This window comes from Bradyrhizobium sp. Cp5.3 (genome assembly GCF_000426265.1).
Classification (GTDB): domain Bacteria; phylum Pseudomonadota; class Alphaproteobacteria; order Rhizobiales; family Xanthobacteraceae; genus Bradyrhizobium; species Bradyrhizobium neotropicale.
In genome coordinates this window covers 259,110-275,552 of sequence record NZ_AUFA01000010.1, presented here as the reverse complement: position 1 = coordinate 275,552, position 16,443 = coordinate 259,110, and the positions used below count along the sequence as shown (strand labels likewise).

The window sequence follows — 16,443 nt, the reverse complement described above, 5'->3', positions numbered from 1 at the left end:
GGAGCGTTAAGACGCCGTTAACCATGCCTGTTTACCTCTTGGTGAGGATTTGAGCGGGGTGGGGCCGTCGATGTCGGACAGGATGCAACTGGTGGTGGCGACCCCTTGCTTCGGCGGGCAGGTCTCGAGCATTTATGCGAGCTCGATCTTTGCGCTCCAGCGCGCCGTGCACGGCATGTCCAACCTCGAGCTCAAGGTGCACCTGCGGGACGGCGATGCACTGATCACGCGGGCGCGGGCCAATCTGGTCGCGATGTTCCTGGACGATCCCAAGGCGACGCATTTCCTGTTCGTCGACGCCGATATCGGCTTCAGGCCCGAGCAGGTGTTCCGGCTGATCGAATCCGGCGCCGACGTCGTCGCCGGCTGCTACCCGATCAAGCGCGTCAACTGGGACAAGGCGAGGCGGGCGATCACGGCGGGCAGGGCCGACGTGCCGGCGGCTTCTCTCGACTATGTGCTCGAGATCGAGGACCCCGACCGCATCGTGGTGGTCAACGGCTTTACTCGCGTGCGTTATGCCGGCACCGGATTCCTGATGATCCGGCGTCACGTGCTGGAGGCGATGTGCCGCCATCCGAACTATGCCGGGCTGCAGTTCTTTCGCGAGCATTCGCATGATACGCTGGCGGCGAGCCCGAACCGCTTCGCGCTGTTCGAATGCATGATCGATCCCGCCACCGGCACCTATCTTTCCGAGGACTTCGCCTTCTGCAAGCGCTGGACCGACATCGGCGGCGAGATCTGGGCTGACATCCAAAGCTCGCTCGATCACGTCGGGCCGTCGGTGTTCCACGGCGACATCGCTTCGCAATTCGCGCCGGCGCCCGCGGCGGCGGCCGATGCGGCGTGAGCCTTTCGGGATGAGCGTCGGCGCATCCCGCTCGCACGCAGCCGAACGCTCCTTTGGCGGCGGCTCGCGCTATGGCCTGCGCGATCTCTTCACGCCGCTCGACACGCTTCTCATCTCCGGCGGCGACGTACGGCTGGCGCTCGATCCGCACACACGCCTCAACAGCTATGGCTGCGCGCCGTCGCCGTCACCGGATGTCTGGGGTTTCGCGTCCTCGACGGCATCGCCGATCTCGCAGGCCGCTTACGACCGCGCCGCGCTCGCGCGCGAAGAGCTCGTGCACAAGTCGCTGTTCGACGAAGTGGAGGTCGCCTTCGACTCGCGCTGCGAGGACATGCGCGACGAGCTGCGCGGCCACCTCCAGCTCTCGCCGCGGGTGGACGTGGTGTTCTCGCCGTCCGGCACCGATTCCCAGCTTCATGCCCTGTTCCTGGCGCGCGCGGTGCTCGGCGCAGCCCCGGTGACGATCGTGGTTGGTGCCGACCAGACCGGAAGCGGCACGGCGCATACCGCGCGCGGGCGGCATTTCAGCACGATGACGGCAAGCGGCTTCTCGGTTCGCAAGGACGGCGCGATCGCGGGGCTTGCCGGCGACAGCATTGCGTTGCCGATTCTGAATGCCGCTCCCGGAATTGCGCCGCGGGCAGATGCCGACAGCGCGGTGCTACGCGCAATTGAGAGCACGATCGCGCAGGGCGTGCCCGTGCTGCTCCAGATCATGGATTGCTCGAAGCTTGGCTGGTGCGCGCCGAGCGCGGCCTGCCTCGACGAGATCGCGCGGCGCTGGCCCGGAAAGGTGCAGATCGTCGTCGATGGCTGCCAGATGCGGCTCGGGCGCCGGCGGCTGCGGTCTTATCTCGACCGCGGCTACATGGTGCTGATCACCGGCTCCAAATTCTATGGCGGCCCCGCCTTCAGCGGCGCGCTGCTGGTGCCGAAGGGGCTTTCGCGATCGCTCGATCGGGTCGAGATCGCGCCGGGCTTCCTGGACTATGCCGATCGCAGCGACTGGCCGAAGTCATGGACGGCGCTGCGATCGCGTTTCGAGCGTCGGCCGAATTTCGGCCAATGGCTGCGCTGGGAGGCGGCGCTCGCGGAGATCGGCAGCTACTATGCCGTGCCGGGGGCTTTCCGCACCCAAGCGCTGGCCGAACTCGCGGCCGGCATCGAGAGCATGATCGCGCTGATGCCATCGCTCGCCGCCGTTCGGACGGCGCTGGAAAAGACCGGCGCGGACGACGAGGAATTCGCTAACACCACGATCTTTCCGTTCGCGCTGCGTCGCGACGGCAACCCGGTCTCGATCGCCGAGACCAGCGCGGTCCACCGCGCTTTGGCACGCGACATGAATGAGGAGATCAGCGGCAGCGCGGCGGACCGGCAGGTCGCGGCGCAGTGCTGTCTGATCGGTCAGCCGGTGCGGCTGGAGCAGCCGGACACGGCTCCGCAGGCCGTGCTGCGCCTGTGCGTCGGCGCACGAGACGTGACCGACGCCTGGTCGGCAGACAAGACACAGGCGCAACGCAATGTGCAGCATGTCCTCGATCGTATCGCCCACGTCCTGGTGAAGATCGAGCTGCTGCTTGATCGCGCGAGCAGCGCGGCTTCGCCGGGAAAATCCGTATTCGAGGTGTGAGATGCAGCATTCTCTTTTCGCGCCGATCGGCGTGACTGTGCCGAACTTTGCCGATCGCATCGGCTTTGCCCGGCTGACCCATCAGGCCTTTGACGGCGTCGATCTGCGTCCGTTGCGCGACCGGCTCGTCGCCCGCATCGCGGAAGGCACCGCGCAGGCCGGCGAAGGACTCGATTTGTCGCTGATTGCCCAGCTCCTCGGCGACAAGGAGGGGGGGCTTGCGATCCAGGCGGAGATTCTCGCCTTTCATCAATTGTTTCGTTCGCCCTGCGCGGTCACCAAGCCCGCGTTGCGCGTCCTTGCGCTGGCGGCCGCCATCGACATGGGCGGCAATACGCCGATCGAGTTCCTGCTCGAGGGCTCCGACATCGAGCTGATGACGCTCTACGTCGTCGAGGGCGTCGGGTTGCCCGACCCATTGCCGGACCATGACATCGCAATCGTTATCGCATCCGATTCCGAGGAATGCCGTGAAGCGCTCGCCGTGATCGACCAGGCGGCACCGCGCTGGCCGCGGCCGCTGCTCAACCGCCCGGACCGCATCGCCAGTCTCGATCGCGACAAGCTGCACCGGTTGCTCGCGGGCATCGCGGGTCTCGACATTCCCGCAACCGTCAACGCCGCGCACGCGCAATTGTCGGCGCTTGCGCAAGGTGCGATCCGCTGCGAAGACATTACCGGCGAGCTTCGCTTTCCGATGATCGCGCGGCCGCGTGGCTCGCATGCCGGCGTGGGCCTCGCAAAGCTCGACGATGCCACGGCGCTTGCTGCTTATCTCGCTGGCCGCCAGGAGCAGGAATTCTTCGTCGCGCGCTTCGTCGACTATGCGAGCGCCGACGGGCTCTATCGCAAGTATCGTCTCGCCATGGTCGACGGCAAGCCCTACGCCTGTCACATGGCGATCGCCGACCGCTGGGACATCTGGTACCTCAACGCCTACATGGCGTTCAGCGACGAGAAGCGCGCGGAAGAGGCCGCCTTCATGCGCGACTTCGACGAGGCCTTCGCCGCGCGTCATCGTGGCGCCCTGGCGGAGATGTCGAGGCGTGTCGGTCTCGACTATTTCACCATCGATTGCGCCGAGAACGAAGACGGCGAGCTCTTGATCTTCGAGGCCGACAACACGGCCGTCGTGCACAACATGGATTCGCCGGACGTGTTTCCATACAAGCAGCCGCAGATGCGCAAGATCTTCGCGGCATTCACGGCCATGCTGACGCGCCAGGCGAGGGCCGGCGAGGGAAGTGCAACATGAACGAGATCATCCGCGACATGCAAGCCGCCGCCGCGGGCGCGTCACTCGATCCGCAGGATTGGAACGAGTTTCGCACGCTCGCCCATCGCATGCTGGACGAGGCGATTGACGGCATCGCCAACGTCCGCGCGCGCCCGGTCTGGCAGCCGATCCCCGACGAGATGCGCGCGAAGTTCAGGGCTGACGTGCCGCGTCAGGCAAGCGATCTGGCCGACGTCTATCGCGAGTTCTCCGAGAGCGTGTCGCCTTACGCGACCGGTAATGTGCATCCCGGCTTCATGGGCTGGGTGCACGGCGGCGGCACTGCGGTCGGCATGCTCGCCGAGATGCTCGCAGCGGGACTCAACGCAAATCTCGGCGGGCGCGATCACATGCCGATCGAGGTCGAGCGCCAGATCGTCGAGTGGATGCGCGCCCTGTTTGCCTTTCCGGAGAGCGCGAGCGGCATCTTCGTCACAGGCACGTCGATGGCCAATCTGATGGCGGTGCTGGTGGCGCGCAGCAGCGCCCTCGGCACGCTGGCGCGGCAGCACGGCATCGGCAATGACGGGGCGCTGCTCACGGCCTACACGTCGAAGGCCGCGCATGGTTGCATCTCCAGGGCGATGGATATTGCGGGCCTCGGCACCGACGCGCTGCGCAAGATCGATGTCGACGCCGATCATCGCATCGACATCGCCGCGCTGCGCGCGCAGATCGCGATCGATGGCGAAGTCGGGTTCAAGCCGTTCCTCGTCGTCGCCTCCGCCGGCACGGTCGACATCGGCGCGATCGACGATCTGAAGGCACTCGCGGCGTTGTGCCGCGAGGAGGGCATCTGGTTTCACGTCGACGGCGCATTCGGCGCGCTCGCGATCCTCTCGCCCGAGCTTGCGCCAGTGCTCGACGGCATCGAGCTTGCGGATTCGATCGCGCTCGATTTTCACAAATGGGGACAGGTGCCGTATGACGCAGGCTTCCTGCTGGTGCGCGACGGCGAGCAGCACCGGCAGGCATTCGTGCAGCCGGCGGCGTATCTGCGGCGCGAGGCGAGGGGGCTTGCGGCCGGCGCGGTCTGGCCCTGTGATCTCGGTCCGGATCTGTCGCGCGGCTTCCGTGCGCTGAAGACATGGTTCACGCTGAAGACGTTCGGCACCGACCGGCTCGGCGCGGTGATCGCGCGAAGCTGCGAGCTGGCAAGATATCTCGAGGCGTGCGTGCTCGCAGAGCCGCGGCTGGAATTGCTCGCGCCCGTGAACCTCAACATCGTCTGCTTCCGCTACCGCGCCGACGACGCGATCAATCGCGAGATCGTCGCCGATGTCCAGGAGTCCGGCATTGCGGCGCCGTCGAGCACGACGCTGGACGGCAAGTTCGCGATCCGTGCCGCGATCGTCAATCACCGCACCGATGAGAGGGACATCAATGCGCTGGTGTCAGCCGTGCTGGAGTTCGGCGCGCGGCGATCGGGCGACGCTCTGATCGAGACCGAGGCGCCGCCGCTCGCGGTGCAATGATCGGAGGAGAGCTTGAAACGACGACGGCCCCGGAGATGATCCGGGGCCGTTGTCTTTTACGGAAAGTCGTGGTCGAACGGAAGCCGCGCGTCAGGCGGCCGAGCTGACGTCACCCTTGACGTCACCCTTGGGATGGGTGGCGTCGAACTGTTCGCGCAGCTTGTCTTCATAGGCGATCAGCTTGCGAGCGTCTTTCAGCGCCCGATAGAGGTCGCCGCCCATGATGTTGTTGTTGATGTCCTCGATGATCGGCCAGGCGCTCGGCACGGCAGTGACGATGTCGCGCAACAGGTTGAAGTAGGTGCCGTGCTGGGTCGCCGGATCCGGCGAGATGTACATGAGCTGGACCGCCAGATAGACGAGCTTGGCCGGGGTGTTCGCGGTCTCCGGCGTAAGGATGTCGCGCTCGCGCAGGATCGGAACGTTCTCGCCTTCGATCAGGAAGCGGGCGCGCTGGTCGGTATTCGTGATGACGCAGTTGCCGACGATGATGCGCTCGTGTGGTCTGAGCTCGACCTTGAGAGCCATGCCTGTTCTCCATCAAATCTTTTGTAACGGGCCGGGCGCCCACGATATTTGGGCGATGGACGCCGATTTGGGAGCAATCCTTGCGCAACATGGTTAACGGGTCGTGAACGATTGCGGCGTCGACTGAAAATCCAATGATTTCAAGGATGATGGCGGGGCTTTGGTTCCATCTGCAGCTCTCACGAAGGGGACTGAGGGCGCCGACGCAGCGAAAGTGCCGGTTTCATTTCACGGATTGTTAGAGGCTTGGACGCACGGTCCGGCGGTCGTCTGACCAATCAGGGTCAGATAGGACGCGTAGCTACCAGAAAGGTAACAGTATGTCCGTCGTTCTCTCCGCATCGGTTCGTCAGAACCTGCTCTCCCTCCAGTCCACCGCCGACCTCCTCGCCACCACCCAGTCGCGTCTGTCGACTGGCAAGAAGGTGAACTCGGCTCTCGACAATCCGACCAACTTCTTCACCGCCCAGGGCCTCGACAACCGCGCCAGCGACATCGGCAATCTGCTCGATGGTATCGGCAACGGCGTCCAGGTGCTTCAGGCCGCCAACACCGGCATCACCTCCCTGCAGAAGCTGGTCGACAGCGCAAAGTCGATCGCAAACCAGGTGCTCCAGAGCCCGACGGGCTATTCCACCAAGTCGACCTTCACCTCGGGGGTTATCGCGGGCGCGACCGCCACGAACCTGGTCGGCACCCCGGACACCGCCGCCACCCTGACCGGCACCGCGACCGGCACTCTTGCCTCGGCTTCGGCCCTGACGGCCGCTGCTGGCGGCAGCTTCGCTGCCAACGACACGATCATCGTCAACGGCACGACGATCAAGATCACGGCTGCCGGCGCTGGTACTGCCGCCTCTACCACGGCTGCGGACGGCACCATCAGTCTGAACACCACCGCGACCACGCCGGCGACCACGGACGACCTGACCAATGCGATCAAGTCGATTCTCGGCAGCGGCTCCGCGGCGTCGATCACCGGCAACCAGCTGACGATCACGGCAGGCAACGCCGCCACCAGCATCACGCTGGGCGGTACGGCTCTGAGCAAGGTCGGCCTCTCCGCCGGCACCACGGCGCCGACGTCGTCCTTCTCGGGCCAAACGCTGACGATCGGTGCGATCGACGGAAGCACCGCCCAAACCATTACGTTGGGTTCGGGCGCCAACCAGGTCAATACGCTCGACGCGCTCAACACCAAGCTCGCCTCGAGCAACCTGACCGCCTCGCTGAGTTCGACTGGCCAGCTCGCCATCACCACCACGAACGATGAAGCCTCGCAGAACCTGACGAGCTCCATCATCGGTGGTACGGCGATCGGCTCCGGCAAGCTGCTCGGCGCAGGCGCCTTCGCCAACGCGGTGCAGGATACCAACTCGCAGAACGCCCGTGCCGGCCTGGTTGCGCAGTACAACAACGTGCTCGCGCAGATCAACACGACCGCGCAGGACGCGTCCTTCAACGGCGTCAACCTCCTGAACGGCGACACGCTGAAGCTGACCTTCAACGAAACCGGCAAGTCGACGCTGAGCATCACCGGCGTGACGTTCAACACCACCGGTCTCGGCATCTCGTCCCTGAAATCGGGCACCGACTTCCTGGACAACGCTTCGGCCAACAAGGTCCTGACCACGCTCAATTCGGCCAGCAGCACGCTGCGTTCCGAAGCATCGACGCTGGGTTCGAACCTGTCGGTCGTGCAGATCCGCCAGGACTTCAACAAGAACCTGATCAACGTCCTCCAGACCGGCTCGTCCAGCCTGACGCTGGCCGACACCAACGAGGAAGCGGCCAACAGCCAGGCGCTGTCGACCCGCCAGTCGATCGCGGTCTCGGCGCTGTCGCTGGCCAACCAGTCGCAGCAGAGCGTGTTGCAGCTTCTGCGTTGATACGCGATTAAAATCGTCACTCGAGGCATCGCGGCGGGGCTTTGGCCCCGCCGCTTTTTTTGTTGCGTGGTACGGCTCGCACGGTGGGGGCGGGAACCGTGGCGAATTAACCTGCCGTTAACCTTGCGGCTTAAGCCGCCATTAACCTTAATTTAAAGGACGCCCTCTAAAACTGGACAAAAGTAGATTCCCCGATCGGCGAGCCCCGATTCGTACAGCGTCGCGCTTCAAGAGGAAGATCCGCCAATGTCCAACATCGTTCTCTCGGCATCAGTTCGCCAGAACCTGTTGTCGCTGCAGTCGACAGCCGACCTGCTCGCCACCACGCAGCAGCGTCTTGCGAGCGGCAAGAAGGTCAACACCGCGCTGGACAACCCGACCAACTTCTTCACCGCCCAGGGGCTCGACAATCGCGCCGGCGACATCAGCAATCTGCTCGACGGCATCAACAACGGCGTGCAGGTGCTGCAGGCCGCCAATACCGGCATCACCTCGCTGCAGAAACTCGTCGACAGCGCCAAGTCGATCGCCAGCCAGGTGCTGCAAAGCCCGACGGGCTATTCGCCCAAGTCCAACGTGACTGCGGCCGCGATCACTGGAGCAACCGCCAACAACCTGCTGGGCAGCGCCTACACCAACAACACGGTTACCGGCACCGTCGTCAACAACGACAACACCTCTTCTGCGGCCCCGATCTCGGCGGCAACGAAGCTGGTTGGCACAGCGGGTGCAGCGTCAGACGACCTCGGTACCGCCATCACCAACGGCTCGGTCCTGACCGTCGACGGTCACACGATCACCTTCTCGAACGCGCAGACCACCTCGACCACCGACTCGTTCGGCAACGTCACGATCGGCATCGGTGCCGGCAGCAACCTCACGGTGCAGAGCGTGCTGACCGCGATCGACGGCATCACCGGGGCCGGGGCGGGCTCCTCGACCGTGTCCGGCGGCAAGCTCGTGCTCAGCACGGGTACGAACCAGGATCTGGCGATCTCCGGCTCGGGCAACGTGCTCGCAGCGCTCGGTCTCAGCGCCGGCACCACCGCGCGCGTCCCGCCCCCGCTCAGTGGCAAGACGTTGACGATCGGCGCGACCGGTGCCGGCACCCCCACCAGCATCACCTTCGGCACAGGCACGGGGCAGGTCTCCACGCTCAATCAGCTCAATGCGGCACTGGCGTCGAACAATCTGCAAGCAACGATCGACCCGACGGGTCACCTCAATATCGTGACCTCCAACGATGCGGCTTCCTTGACGATCGGCGCAATCGGTGGCACGGCGGCGGCGAGCGGTCAGCCCTTCTATGGTCTGATCGCGCAGCCGCCCGTCGCGGACCCGAATTCGCAGTCAACGCGCGCCAATCTCGTCGCGCAGTACAACAACGTGCTCGCGCAGATCAACACCACCGCGCAAGACTCCTCCTTCAACGGCGTGAACCTTTTGAACGGCGATACGCTCAAGCTCGTGTTCAACGAAACGGGACGTTCGACGTTGACCATTCAAGGCGTGACGCTCAACGACGCCGGCCTCAGCCTTGCGCCCTTGAACCAGGGCATTGATTTCCTGGACTCGAATTCGGCGAACTCCATTCTGGCTTCGCTCAACGCGGCCAGCACAACTCTGCGTTCGGAAGCGTCGACGCTTGGTTCGAACCTCTCGATCGTGCAGATCCGTCAGGACTTCAGCAAGAACCTGATCAACGTGCTGCAGACCGGCTCCTCGAGCCTGACGCTTGCCGACACCAACGAGGAAGCGGCGAACAGCCAGGCGCTCTCGACGCGCCAGTCGATCGCAGTCTCCGCGCTGTCGCTCGCCAACCAGTCACAGCAGAGCGTGCTTCAGCTTCTCCGCTAAGCGCGAGGCCGACGAACACGACGGATGAAACACCGGCGAAGCCAAGGCTTCGCCGTTCTTTTGAGCGAGATCGCTAACTGTCGATTAGCTGAGATCAGCGCATGATGGACGCGATCGTTTACAGTGCGCGCACTCGGATTTAGCCTTGAGATGAAGGTGGACTCCGCGACCCGTAATTGTCCGGAGGCCGTCCGCAGTCTCACGTAAGCAAATCTTAAGCGGTGCTGCCTAGGGTTGGGAAAGAAATCCTTAAGCCTGGATAACGGGCGAGGAAACCTCCAGGGTGATGAATGTCGAGTTCTGCTGCTTCGGCCTACGCGCGTGTAGCCACGACCACTGCGTCTCCTCGCGACGTCGAGGCGCAGACACTGCTGAAGGCCGCCAACAAGCTGCAGGATGCGATCAACAGCGCCGATCCCTTCAGTGAGCAGACCACGCAGGCGCTGATGTTCAACCGCAAGCTCTGGACCATCTTCCTGAGCGAGGCCATGCGCGACACCAATCCGCAGCCGCTTGATGTCAGGCAGAAGATCGCCAACATCAGCGTGTTCGTGCTGAGCCAGACCGCGGCGCTGCAGATGAGCCCGCAGCTCGATCACTTCCGCCCGCTGATCGAGATCAACAGGAACATTGCTGCCGGCCTGTCCGGCCGTCCGTGACGGAGCCTTGTCATGGCCGACCTGATGGGCATCCTGTCAAGCTCGTATAAGTCGGCCGGCAATTCGGTCCCGAGCAACACGAAATACGTGGCGGTCGATTCCACCCTTTATCAGGGCAGCTGGACCGGTACCTATCCCGACGGCAAGAAGTTCTCGCTCAACATCTCGCAGGTCGACGGCTTTCGGGCACAGGTGCACTACGACAGCGCTGGTACGTCTCAGTACCAGCAGGTGCTGATCAAGGATTCGTCGTTTCGCTTCGGAAATACGAAGTTCGTGCTGACCGGCTACGGCAAGGCGCAGATCAGGAACGTCGTGACCGATCCCGCGACCGGCTCAAGTTATCTCGATACGGCCGTCGCCACCCGCGCCACGTGAACGTCAGGCGCTGAGATCGGTATTCAGCGGACGCGAGGGCTCGGACTTCAAATCCAGTGCATGGAAATAGGCGCGCCGGCGCAGCATCGCCTCGTCGGGAAACTGGTTGACCACTGCGTCGGTATTCTCGTTGACGACCTGGAAGACGAAGGACGCGGCCGCCTGGTCGAACACGACCTGGCGCGAGATGTTGTCGTTGTTGTGCAAATCGTTGCGCACGGCCGCGCTGGCATCGCTCGCGGCCACTGTCTGGCTCACGGGCAGATCGGTCTGCACGGCGTCGTTCGCCGCCGCGTTCGACGTCGTTACGATTGGCGCGGGGGCCGGTATCCCCACCGGCCTGATGCTGAAATCTGTACTCATGGCAGCCTCCTGGTTGCCTCGTCTGAGTCAAATCCCAACCCCTCTAATCACGCAACCATGAAGCACCAGGATTGAAGGTCCGGTTAGGAAACGTGCCTAACCGCGCGGCGACATCGCCGCGCGGTTTTTCGTAAAATTGTCGCTTGTTTTCGCGTGCTCTCAGAGCGAGCGGCTGACCGCGAGCGGCGTGATGTGGCGGGGGCCCGGCGCTGCGCGACGTCCTGCTGCCGTATAGGTGTTCGGCACGTTGCGCTTCTGGATCTCGGCATTGACGCCGCGCACCACGCTCTCGCTCACCGCGTGCGCGGTCGCGAGCACGGTGAGATTGACCTGGAGCATCGCGCGGAACGCGTCGTGGTGACGGTGCAGCGTCGAGAGCAGTTCGGGTGCGGATTTCGCAAGCTGCGCCTGGTTCGCCTTCAGCTGGCTGACGGCGCCGACATAGCGTCGCGACAGCTCCTGCTTCGTGCTCTCGAATGCCATCGCCTCGCGCAGCTTGCCGGCCCGCACGAACTCGGTCTCGCGCTCGATCAATCCCAGCAGCGCGTTCATCGCGTCCATCAGGTCCTCGGCGAGCTTGCGCGCCTCGGCGCTGCCCGGCGTGGCGGCCTGGCGCGGAGCCGGCATCGGCTGACGTGATGCGTTGAAGTGGTTCATGTCGTTGGACCTTATGCCGTGCGGACGGTTTTCGCCTGCTGCAGGATGAGGGTGCGGTAGACTTCGCTGGCGACGCCGACGCCGCCGGCATTGGCAAAGTTCTTGGAGTACTGCTCGGTCAGCATCGAGCGCCAGACGCCGGTGCCCGTCGTGCTGCCGAACGGGCCTTCGCCCTTCAGGCCCGAGGTCATCTGCGAGAACATCGCATTGAGGAACATGCCCTCGAAATCGGTCGCGGTCTTCTGCGCCCTGGCCTGCTGCTGCGGTGAGACCTTTTTCAGCGCGTCGGCGAGTTCAAAATCGGGGCGGCCGTTGCGGCTCTGCACGGCGAAGGCTGACGATGCGACATGCGCGGTGTTGATCATGCCCGTCTGCATCACATCACCTCGATGTCGGCCTCGATCGCGCCCGCGGCCTTGATCGCCTGCAGGATGCTGATGAGGTCGCGCGGGCCGATGCCGAGGCCGTTGAGGCCGTCGACGAGCTGCTGGAGCGAGACGCCGTCCTTGACGACGGCGAATTTCTTGCCGTCCTCGGTGACGCCGACGCTGGTGCGCGGCGTAACCACGGTGCGGCCCCGCGACAGCGGGTTGGGCTGGCTGACCTGCGGGCTCTCGGAGATCGTGACGGTGAGGTTGCCCTGCGCGACTGCTACGGTGGCGACGCGGACGTCACGACCCATCACGATGATGCCGCTCCGTTCATCGATGATGATCTTGGCGGCGAGGTCAGGATCGACCTGGAGCTGCTCGATCTCGGTGAGGAAGGCGACCACGTTGCCTTTGAATTCCTGCGGGATCGACAGCTGCACCGTGGAGGGATCGAGCGGCTCGGCAGACTTGACGCCGAGATAGTCGTTGATCGCGGCCGCGATGCGCTTGGCGGTGGTGAAGTCGGCGTTGCGCAGTGCGAGGCGCACGTTCGGCAGGCGATTGAGCGCGAACTCGATCTCGCGCTCGATGATGGCGCCGTTGGCGATGCGGCCCACCGTCGGCACGCCGCGCACGATCTTGGCCGCTTCACCCTCGGCCTGGAAGCCGGAGATCGCGAGCGAACCCTGCGCCACCGCATAGACGTTGCCGTCGGCGCCGAGCAGGGGGGTGACGAGCAGGGTGCCGCCCTGGAGGTTCTTGGCGTCGCCGAGTGCCGACACCGTGACGTCCATGCGCGTGCCCTGGGTGGCGAAGGCCGGCAGATTGCCGGTCACCATCACGGCGGCGACGTTGCCGGTGCGGATGGTGGCGCCGCGGATGTTGACGCCCATGCGCTCGAGCATCGCCTGCAGCGACTGCTTGGTGAAGGGGATGTTGTTCAGCGTGTCGCCGGTGCCGTTGAGGCCGACGACGAGGCCATAGCCGATGAGCTGGTTCTGCCGCACGCCTTCGATATTGGCGAGGTCCTTGATGCGCGAGGTCGCGGCCGCCGAATTGACCGACAACGCCAGCGCAGATAGCGCGGCGCAGGCCACTCCCAGAATCCTCACCCAACGAACGCCTGGCATCCTCTGCTCCCCGAGGCTCCTCAAATCGAAGGACCTTCTGCGACACTCCCATGACGAGCTGGTCCGAACCTCTCCATGCGAGCGCTGTGCCAGCCTGGGGCAGAGGGGTTAGGCGGTTGAATAGGTTGAATAAACCTGTTTGGACCGGCGTCAGCCGGCGTTCGCCCTGAGGCGCGAAACTGCCGCCTGTCGGCAGATTTTGCCGGGCTGTTTACGCCTCATTAACCATAATCCGGCCAAGCTGACGCATCGATCACCCGGATTGCTTCGATGCGCATCTACGGACCGAACGGCACCACGCTTGGATCGCCGGCCAGCCAGGCCAGGCGAACCGGCTCCGGCACCTTCGTGCTGCCCGACACCTCGTCGGCGCAAGAGACACGTTCCGCAGCCGCGCCGAAGGCCGCCGCCAACATCGATGCACTGCTCGCGCTGCAAGGCATCGAGGAAGATCCCGTCGAGCGGCGCAAGCGCTCGGTCGCGCGCGGCAAGACCGCGCTCGACGTGCTCGACGATCTCAAGATGGGACTTCTGTCCGGCAATCTCGACGCCTCGACCGTGATGCGGCTGCGCGATGCTGCGGCGAACCTGAAATCGTCCTCCGGCGATCCCGGCCTCGATGCCGTGCTCTCCGAAATTGAGCTGCGCGTCGAGGTCGAGCTGGCGAAAGCCGGGCAGGGCTGAGCCCGCGAGTTCAGCTTGCATCCGTATTGAAGTCTCTCTCAGCAAGTCGTCGCCCGGCTTGACCAGGCGACCCAGTATTCCAGAGACAGCGAGGTTCACGAAGGAGCCGCAGCGTACTGGATGCCCCGGTCAAGTGTTCAAGCCGGGGCATGACAGCGGAATTCGGGGCGGCGCTTTGCTTCGCTTGATCGTGCGCTTACGCCGCTTCTTCCTTCTGCTGCGCGTCGTAGCGGCGCTGGGCGGCGAGCACGTCTTTCAGATTCTGCTCGGCCCAATCGCGCAAGGGATCGACTGCCGCGGCCAGCGTCAGGCCGAGCTGGGTGATCGAATACTCCACCGTCACCGGCACGGTTGCTATGGCGTGGCGCTTGATCAGTCCGTCGCGCTCGAGTGACTTGAGAACCTGGCTGAGCATCTTCTGCGAAATGCCTTCAATCGTCCGACGCAACTGATTGAAGCGCATCGGCTCCTCGCGCAGCAGCAACAGGATCAGCACCGCCCATTTGTCGCCGACGCGATCGAGGATCTGGCGTGTCGGGCAGTTGGCTGCATAGACGTCGGGTTTCATCTCCGCTCCTCGCGCTCTGGTCCGATTGCTGTTGCCGGTTACTCCTGCGTAATCAGGTAAGCACAAAGTGCTCTCTTAACACCAGCATTCTTTGCGATATCTAGTCACCGTTAGTTACCACAGAAGCAAAGGAGCCTCCCATGAAAATTGCTGTTGCCGGCGCCTCGGGCAGGGCCGGGTCGGAGATCACCAAGGAACTGTCCCGCCGCGGTCATAGCGTGACCGCCATTGCCCGGAACCCCGAGAAGATTGCTGCGCTGCCGAACGTTACGCCCACCAAGGGAGACGTGCTCGATCAGGTCGGCCTGACCAAGCTCTTCGCCGGGCATGACGTCGCGGTAAGTTCCGTGCACTTCCTGGCCAGCGATCCCTACAAGCTGATCGGCGCAGCCAAGGCGTCCGGGGTCGGTCGTTATCTCGTCGTCGGCGGCGCCGGCAGCCTCGAAGTTCCTCCGGGCGTGAAGCTGGTCACAACCCCCGGTTTTCCGGCCCAATACAAGGCCGAGGCCGAGGCAGGTTCGGTGTTCCTCGACCTGCTGCGGCAGGAGAAGGACCTCAACTGGACCTTCATCTCGCCCTCCGCGCTGTTCATTGAAGGGGAACGCACGGGCAAGTTCCGGCTCGGGACCGATCAGCTTCTCGCAGATGCGAACGGGAAAAGCTGGATCACCTTCGCCGACTACGCCATCGCACTCGCCGATGAGATCGAGCGTCCGGCTCATCTGAAACGGCGTTTCACGGTCGGTTACTGAGCCCCGCGGCCGCCCCCGGGCTCTTCCGGATAAACGTTCCTGTGCAAGGGCTTGGGGGCGGTAACTGCATGCTCAGGGAAATATTGTCTGTCACAGGAGGCCGCTATATAAGGCCCGGCTCAACGGACCCGTTTCGTTGCGAGTCGTTGCTTAAAAAGATAGGCCGCCCTTGGAAAAGTTGAAAAACTACCGACCGACCGAAAAAGAGCCTTTCATGAACGACCGGCAGAAGGAGTACTTCCGTTTGAAGCTCCTCGCCTGGAAGGATGAGATCCTCAAAGAGTCCAAGCTCACCCTGCAGGCTCTGCAGGAGGAGAACGTGAACCACCCCGATCTTGCCGATCGGGCATCGTCCGAAACCGACCGCGCCATCGAACTCCGCGCCCGCGACCGCCAGCGCAAGTTGATCGCCAAGATCGACGCCGCGCTCCAGCGCATCGAGGACAACACCTACGGCTATTGCGAGGAAACCGGCGAGCCGATCTCGTTGAAGCGGCTCGAGGCCCGGCCCATCGCGACGCTCTCGGTGGAGGCGCAGGAGCGCCACGAGAAACGCGAGAAGGTCTATCGCGACGAATAAAAGATGAGCCGCCGCGTGCGGCTCTTTTTTTGACACGAACGCGCAGCTTCGCGCCGTGACTGGTCTTTTGCCTGCAGGTCGAAGCCGAACGTTCCAATGCCGGGTCGCGATCGCGAAAAATGAATCGTGATCAATGGCCTAGACTCAACTCCTGCGAACTCACGTGAGTTCACATGAGAGACAGCCTTCACTTCAGGTGCGGAAGGTTTTGCGAGTCGGGTCAATGAGTTCGACTCGGCGGTTGAGGCGGCTGTTCTGCGGCTTCACACATCGCCGCAAATCACGCCTCCGGCGTCGCCTGCAAGACCGCGAGGCGCGCGCCCCCATAAACCCTGGACCAGCTCAACAATTCCTTAAACGCCGGCAACAGGCCGTAGGCCGCCTCCGTCAGCTCGTATTCGACCCGTAGCGGTTTCTCCGCGAAGGCGGTGCGTGACACCAGGCCGTCCTGCTCCAATTCGCGCAATTGCGTGGTCAGCATGTGCTGAGTGATGCCGGCGATCGAGCGCCGCAACGCGCCAAAGCGCATGGTTCCGTTCATCAGCGAAAACAGGATCTCGAGCTTCCACTTGCCTCCGAGCGCATGGATCGCGTGCTTGAACTCGGCAAGCAGCCCCGGGTCAGAGCTGCAGTCGCAATCGCCGTCGCAAGGCGCCGCAGTCAGGTTTTCCATACCGGTCTCGAATTTCATTCTACTTGTTCCCAAGGAGATAGTGACCAGATGCGGCCCGTAGCAGGGCGCGGTGGAACGAATTTGCCGGCCCCGGATCATTGAGGGGTTTGCGAC

Annotated in this window: 18 protein-coding genes; 11 read left to right on the top strand and 7 right to left on the bottom strand. The window is 63.9% G+C overall.

All coding sequences use genetic code 11. The features are described 5' to 3' along the window. Positions 1–70 precede the first annotated feature (70 nt). Genes K289_RS0117200 through K289_RS0117185 form a run of 4 tightly spaced genes read left to right on the top strand, consistent with a single transcriptional unit; the run spans position 71 to position 5,240 of the window. Positions 71–853 (top strand): hypothetical protein, encoded by a 783-nt coding sequence (locus K289_RS0117200; RefSeq protein ID WP_027552669.1) that lies wholly within the window; start codon positions 71–73, stop codon positions 851–853. After that, positions 843–2,489, top strand: coding sequence for a hypothetical protein (locus K289_RS0117195; RefSeq protein ID WP_027552668.1), 1,647 nt, complete (start codon positions 843–845; stop codon positions 2,487–2,489). Before K289_RS0117200 ends, K289_RS0117195 begins: the two co-directional genes overlap by 11 nt. 1 nt (position 2,490) lies before the next feature. Further along, the gene (locus K289_RS0117190; RefSeq protein WP_027552667.1) at positions 2,491–3,744 is read left to right on the top strand and encodes a RimK family alpha-L-glutamate ligase; all 1,254 of its coding nucleotides are present in this window, start codon (positions 2,491–2,493) and stop codon (positions 3,742–3,744) included. Beyond that, entirely contained in the window at positions 3,741–5,240 is a 1,500-nt protein-coding gene (locus K289_RS0117185; RefSeq protein WP_027552666.1) for an aspartate aminotransferase family protein, read from the top strand. The genes K289_RS0117190 and K289_RS0117185 overlap by 4 nt, the downstream gene beginning before the upstream one ends. Before the next feature lie 90 nt (positions 5,241–5,330). Here the strand turns inward: K289_RS0117185 and flbT are convergent, their stop codons facing one another. Continuing rightward, positions 5,331–5,768: a flagellar biosynthesis repressor FlbT gene (gene flbT / locus K289_RS0117180; protein WP_027552665.1), complete on the bottom strand. Its 438-nt coding sequence runs from the start codon at positions 5,766–5,768 to the stop codon at positions 5,331–5,333. Between the two features lie 320 nt (positions 5,769–6,088). On the opposite strand from flbT, the gene K289_RS0117175 reads away from it, so the two are divergent. The 4 genes from K289_RS0117175 (at position 6,089) to K289_RS0117160 (ending at position 10,551) form a co-directional block, all read left to right on the top strand. Continuing rightward, complete coding sequence (locus K289_RS0117175) at positions 6,089–7,657, top strand: flagellin (RefSeq protein WP_027552664.1); 1,569 nt, start codon at positions 6,089–6,091, stop codon at positions 7,655–7,657. A gap of 246 nt (positions 7,658–7,903) precedes the next feature. Next, positions 7,904–9,514: a flagellin gene (locus K289_RS0117170; RefSeq protein WP_027552663.1), complete on the top strand. Its 1,611-nt coding sequence runs from the start codon at positions 7,904–7,906 to the stop codon at positions 9,512–9,514. 290 nt (positions 9,515–9,804) lie between these two features. Further along, positions 9,805–10,173: a flagellar biosynthesis regulator FlaF gene (gene flaF / locus K289_RS0117165; protein WP_027552662.1), complete on the top strand. Its 369-nt coding sequence runs from the start codon at positions 9,805–9,807 to the stop codon at positions 10,171–10,173. Positions 10,174–10,185: 12 nt separating this feature from the next. Further along, on the top strand, positions 10,186–10,551 hold the full coding sequence (locus K289_RS0117160) for a hypothetical protein (RefSeq protein ID WP_027552661.1): 366 nt from the start codon (positions 10,186–10,188) through the stop codon (positions 10,549–10,551). A 3-nt stretch (positions 10,552–10,554) separates the two neighbouring features. On the opposite strand, the gene K289_RS0117155 is transcribed toward K289_RS0117160, so the two are convergent. The 4 genes from K289_RS0117155 to K289_RS0117140 all read right to left on the bottom strand — a co-directional run bounded on the left by K289_RS0117155 (position 10,555) and on the right by K289_RS0117140 (position 13,072). After that, positions 10,555–10,914 carry a hypothetical protein gene (locus tag K289_RS0117155; protein WP_027552660.1) on the bottom strand — a complete coding sequence of 120 codons (360 nt, stop codon included), beginning with the start codon at positions 10,912–10,914 and terminating at the stop codon, positions 10,555–10,557. A gap of 159 nt (positions 10,915–11,073) precedes the next feature. Further along, entirely contained in the window at positions 11,074–11,571 is a 498-nt protein-coding gene (locus K289_RS0117150; protein ID WP_027552659.1) for a hypothetical protein, read from the bottom strand. A gap of 11 nt (positions 11,572–11,582) precedes the next feature. Continuing rightward, positions 11,583–11,948 carry a flagellar assembly peptidoglycan hydrolase FlgJ gene (gene flgJ / locus K289_RS0117145; RefSeq protein WP_027552658.1) on the bottom strand — a complete coding sequence of 122 codons (366 nt, stop codon included), beginning with the start codon at positions 11,946–11,948 and terminating at the stop codon, positions 11,583–11,585. Beyond that, positions 11,948–13,072, bottom strand: a complete 1,125-nt coding sequence (locus K289_RS0117140) for a flagellar basal body P-ring protein FlgI (RefSeq protein ID WP_027552657.1) — start codon at positions 13,070–13,072, stop codon at positions 11,948–11,950. Before K289_RS0117140 ends, flgJ begins: the two co-directional genes overlap by 1 nt. 270 nt (positions 13,073–13,342) lie before the next feature. On the opposite strand from K289_RS0117140, the gene K289_RS0117135 reads away from it, so the two are divergent. Beyond that, the gene (locus tag K289_RS0117135; protein WP_027552656.1) at positions 13,343–13,756 is read left to right on the top strand and encodes a flagellar assembly protein FliX; all 414 of its coding nucleotides are present in this window, start codon (positions 13,343–13,345) and stop codon (positions 13,754–13,756) included. A gap of 196 nt (positions 13,757–13,952) precedes the next feature. Here K289_RS0117135 and K289_RS0117130 read toward each other — a convergent pair whose 3' ends face one another. After that, positions 13,953–14,324, bottom strand: coding sequence for a helix-turn-helix domain-containing protein (locus K289_RS0117130; protein ID WP_027552655.1), 372 nt, complete (start codon positions 14,322–14,324; stop codon positions 13,953–13,955). A gap of 140 nt (positions 14,325–14,464) precedes the next feature. Here K289_RS0117130 and K289_RS0117125 point away from each other — a divergent pair, with 140 nt between their 5' ends. Both K289_RS0117125 and dksA read left to right on the top strand, forming a co-directional pair. Beyond that, positions 14,465–15,076 carry an NAD(P)-dependent oxidoreductase gene (locus K289_RS0117125; protein WP_027552654.1) on the top strand — a complete coding sequence of 204 codons (612 nt, stop codon included), beginning with the start codon at positions 14,465–14,467 and terminating at the stop codon, positions 15,074–15,076. 214 nt (positions 15,077–15,290) lie between these two features. Next, complete coding sequence (gene dksA, locus K289_RS0117120) at positions 15,291–15,656, top strand: RNA polymerase-binding protein DksA (protein ID WP_085966600.1); 366 nt, start codon at positions 15,291–15,293, stop codon at positions 15,654–15,656. 280 nt (positions 15,657–15,936) lie between these two features. On the opposite strand, the gene K289_RS0117115 is transcribed toward dksA, so the two are convergent. Then, positions 15,937–16,347, bottom strand: a complete 411-nt coding sequence (locus K289_RS0117115) for a helix-turn-helix domain-containing protein (protein WP_027552653.1) — start codon at positions 16,345–16,347, stop codon at positions 15,937–15,939. Between the last annotated feature and the right edge of the window lie 96 nt (positions 16,348–16,443).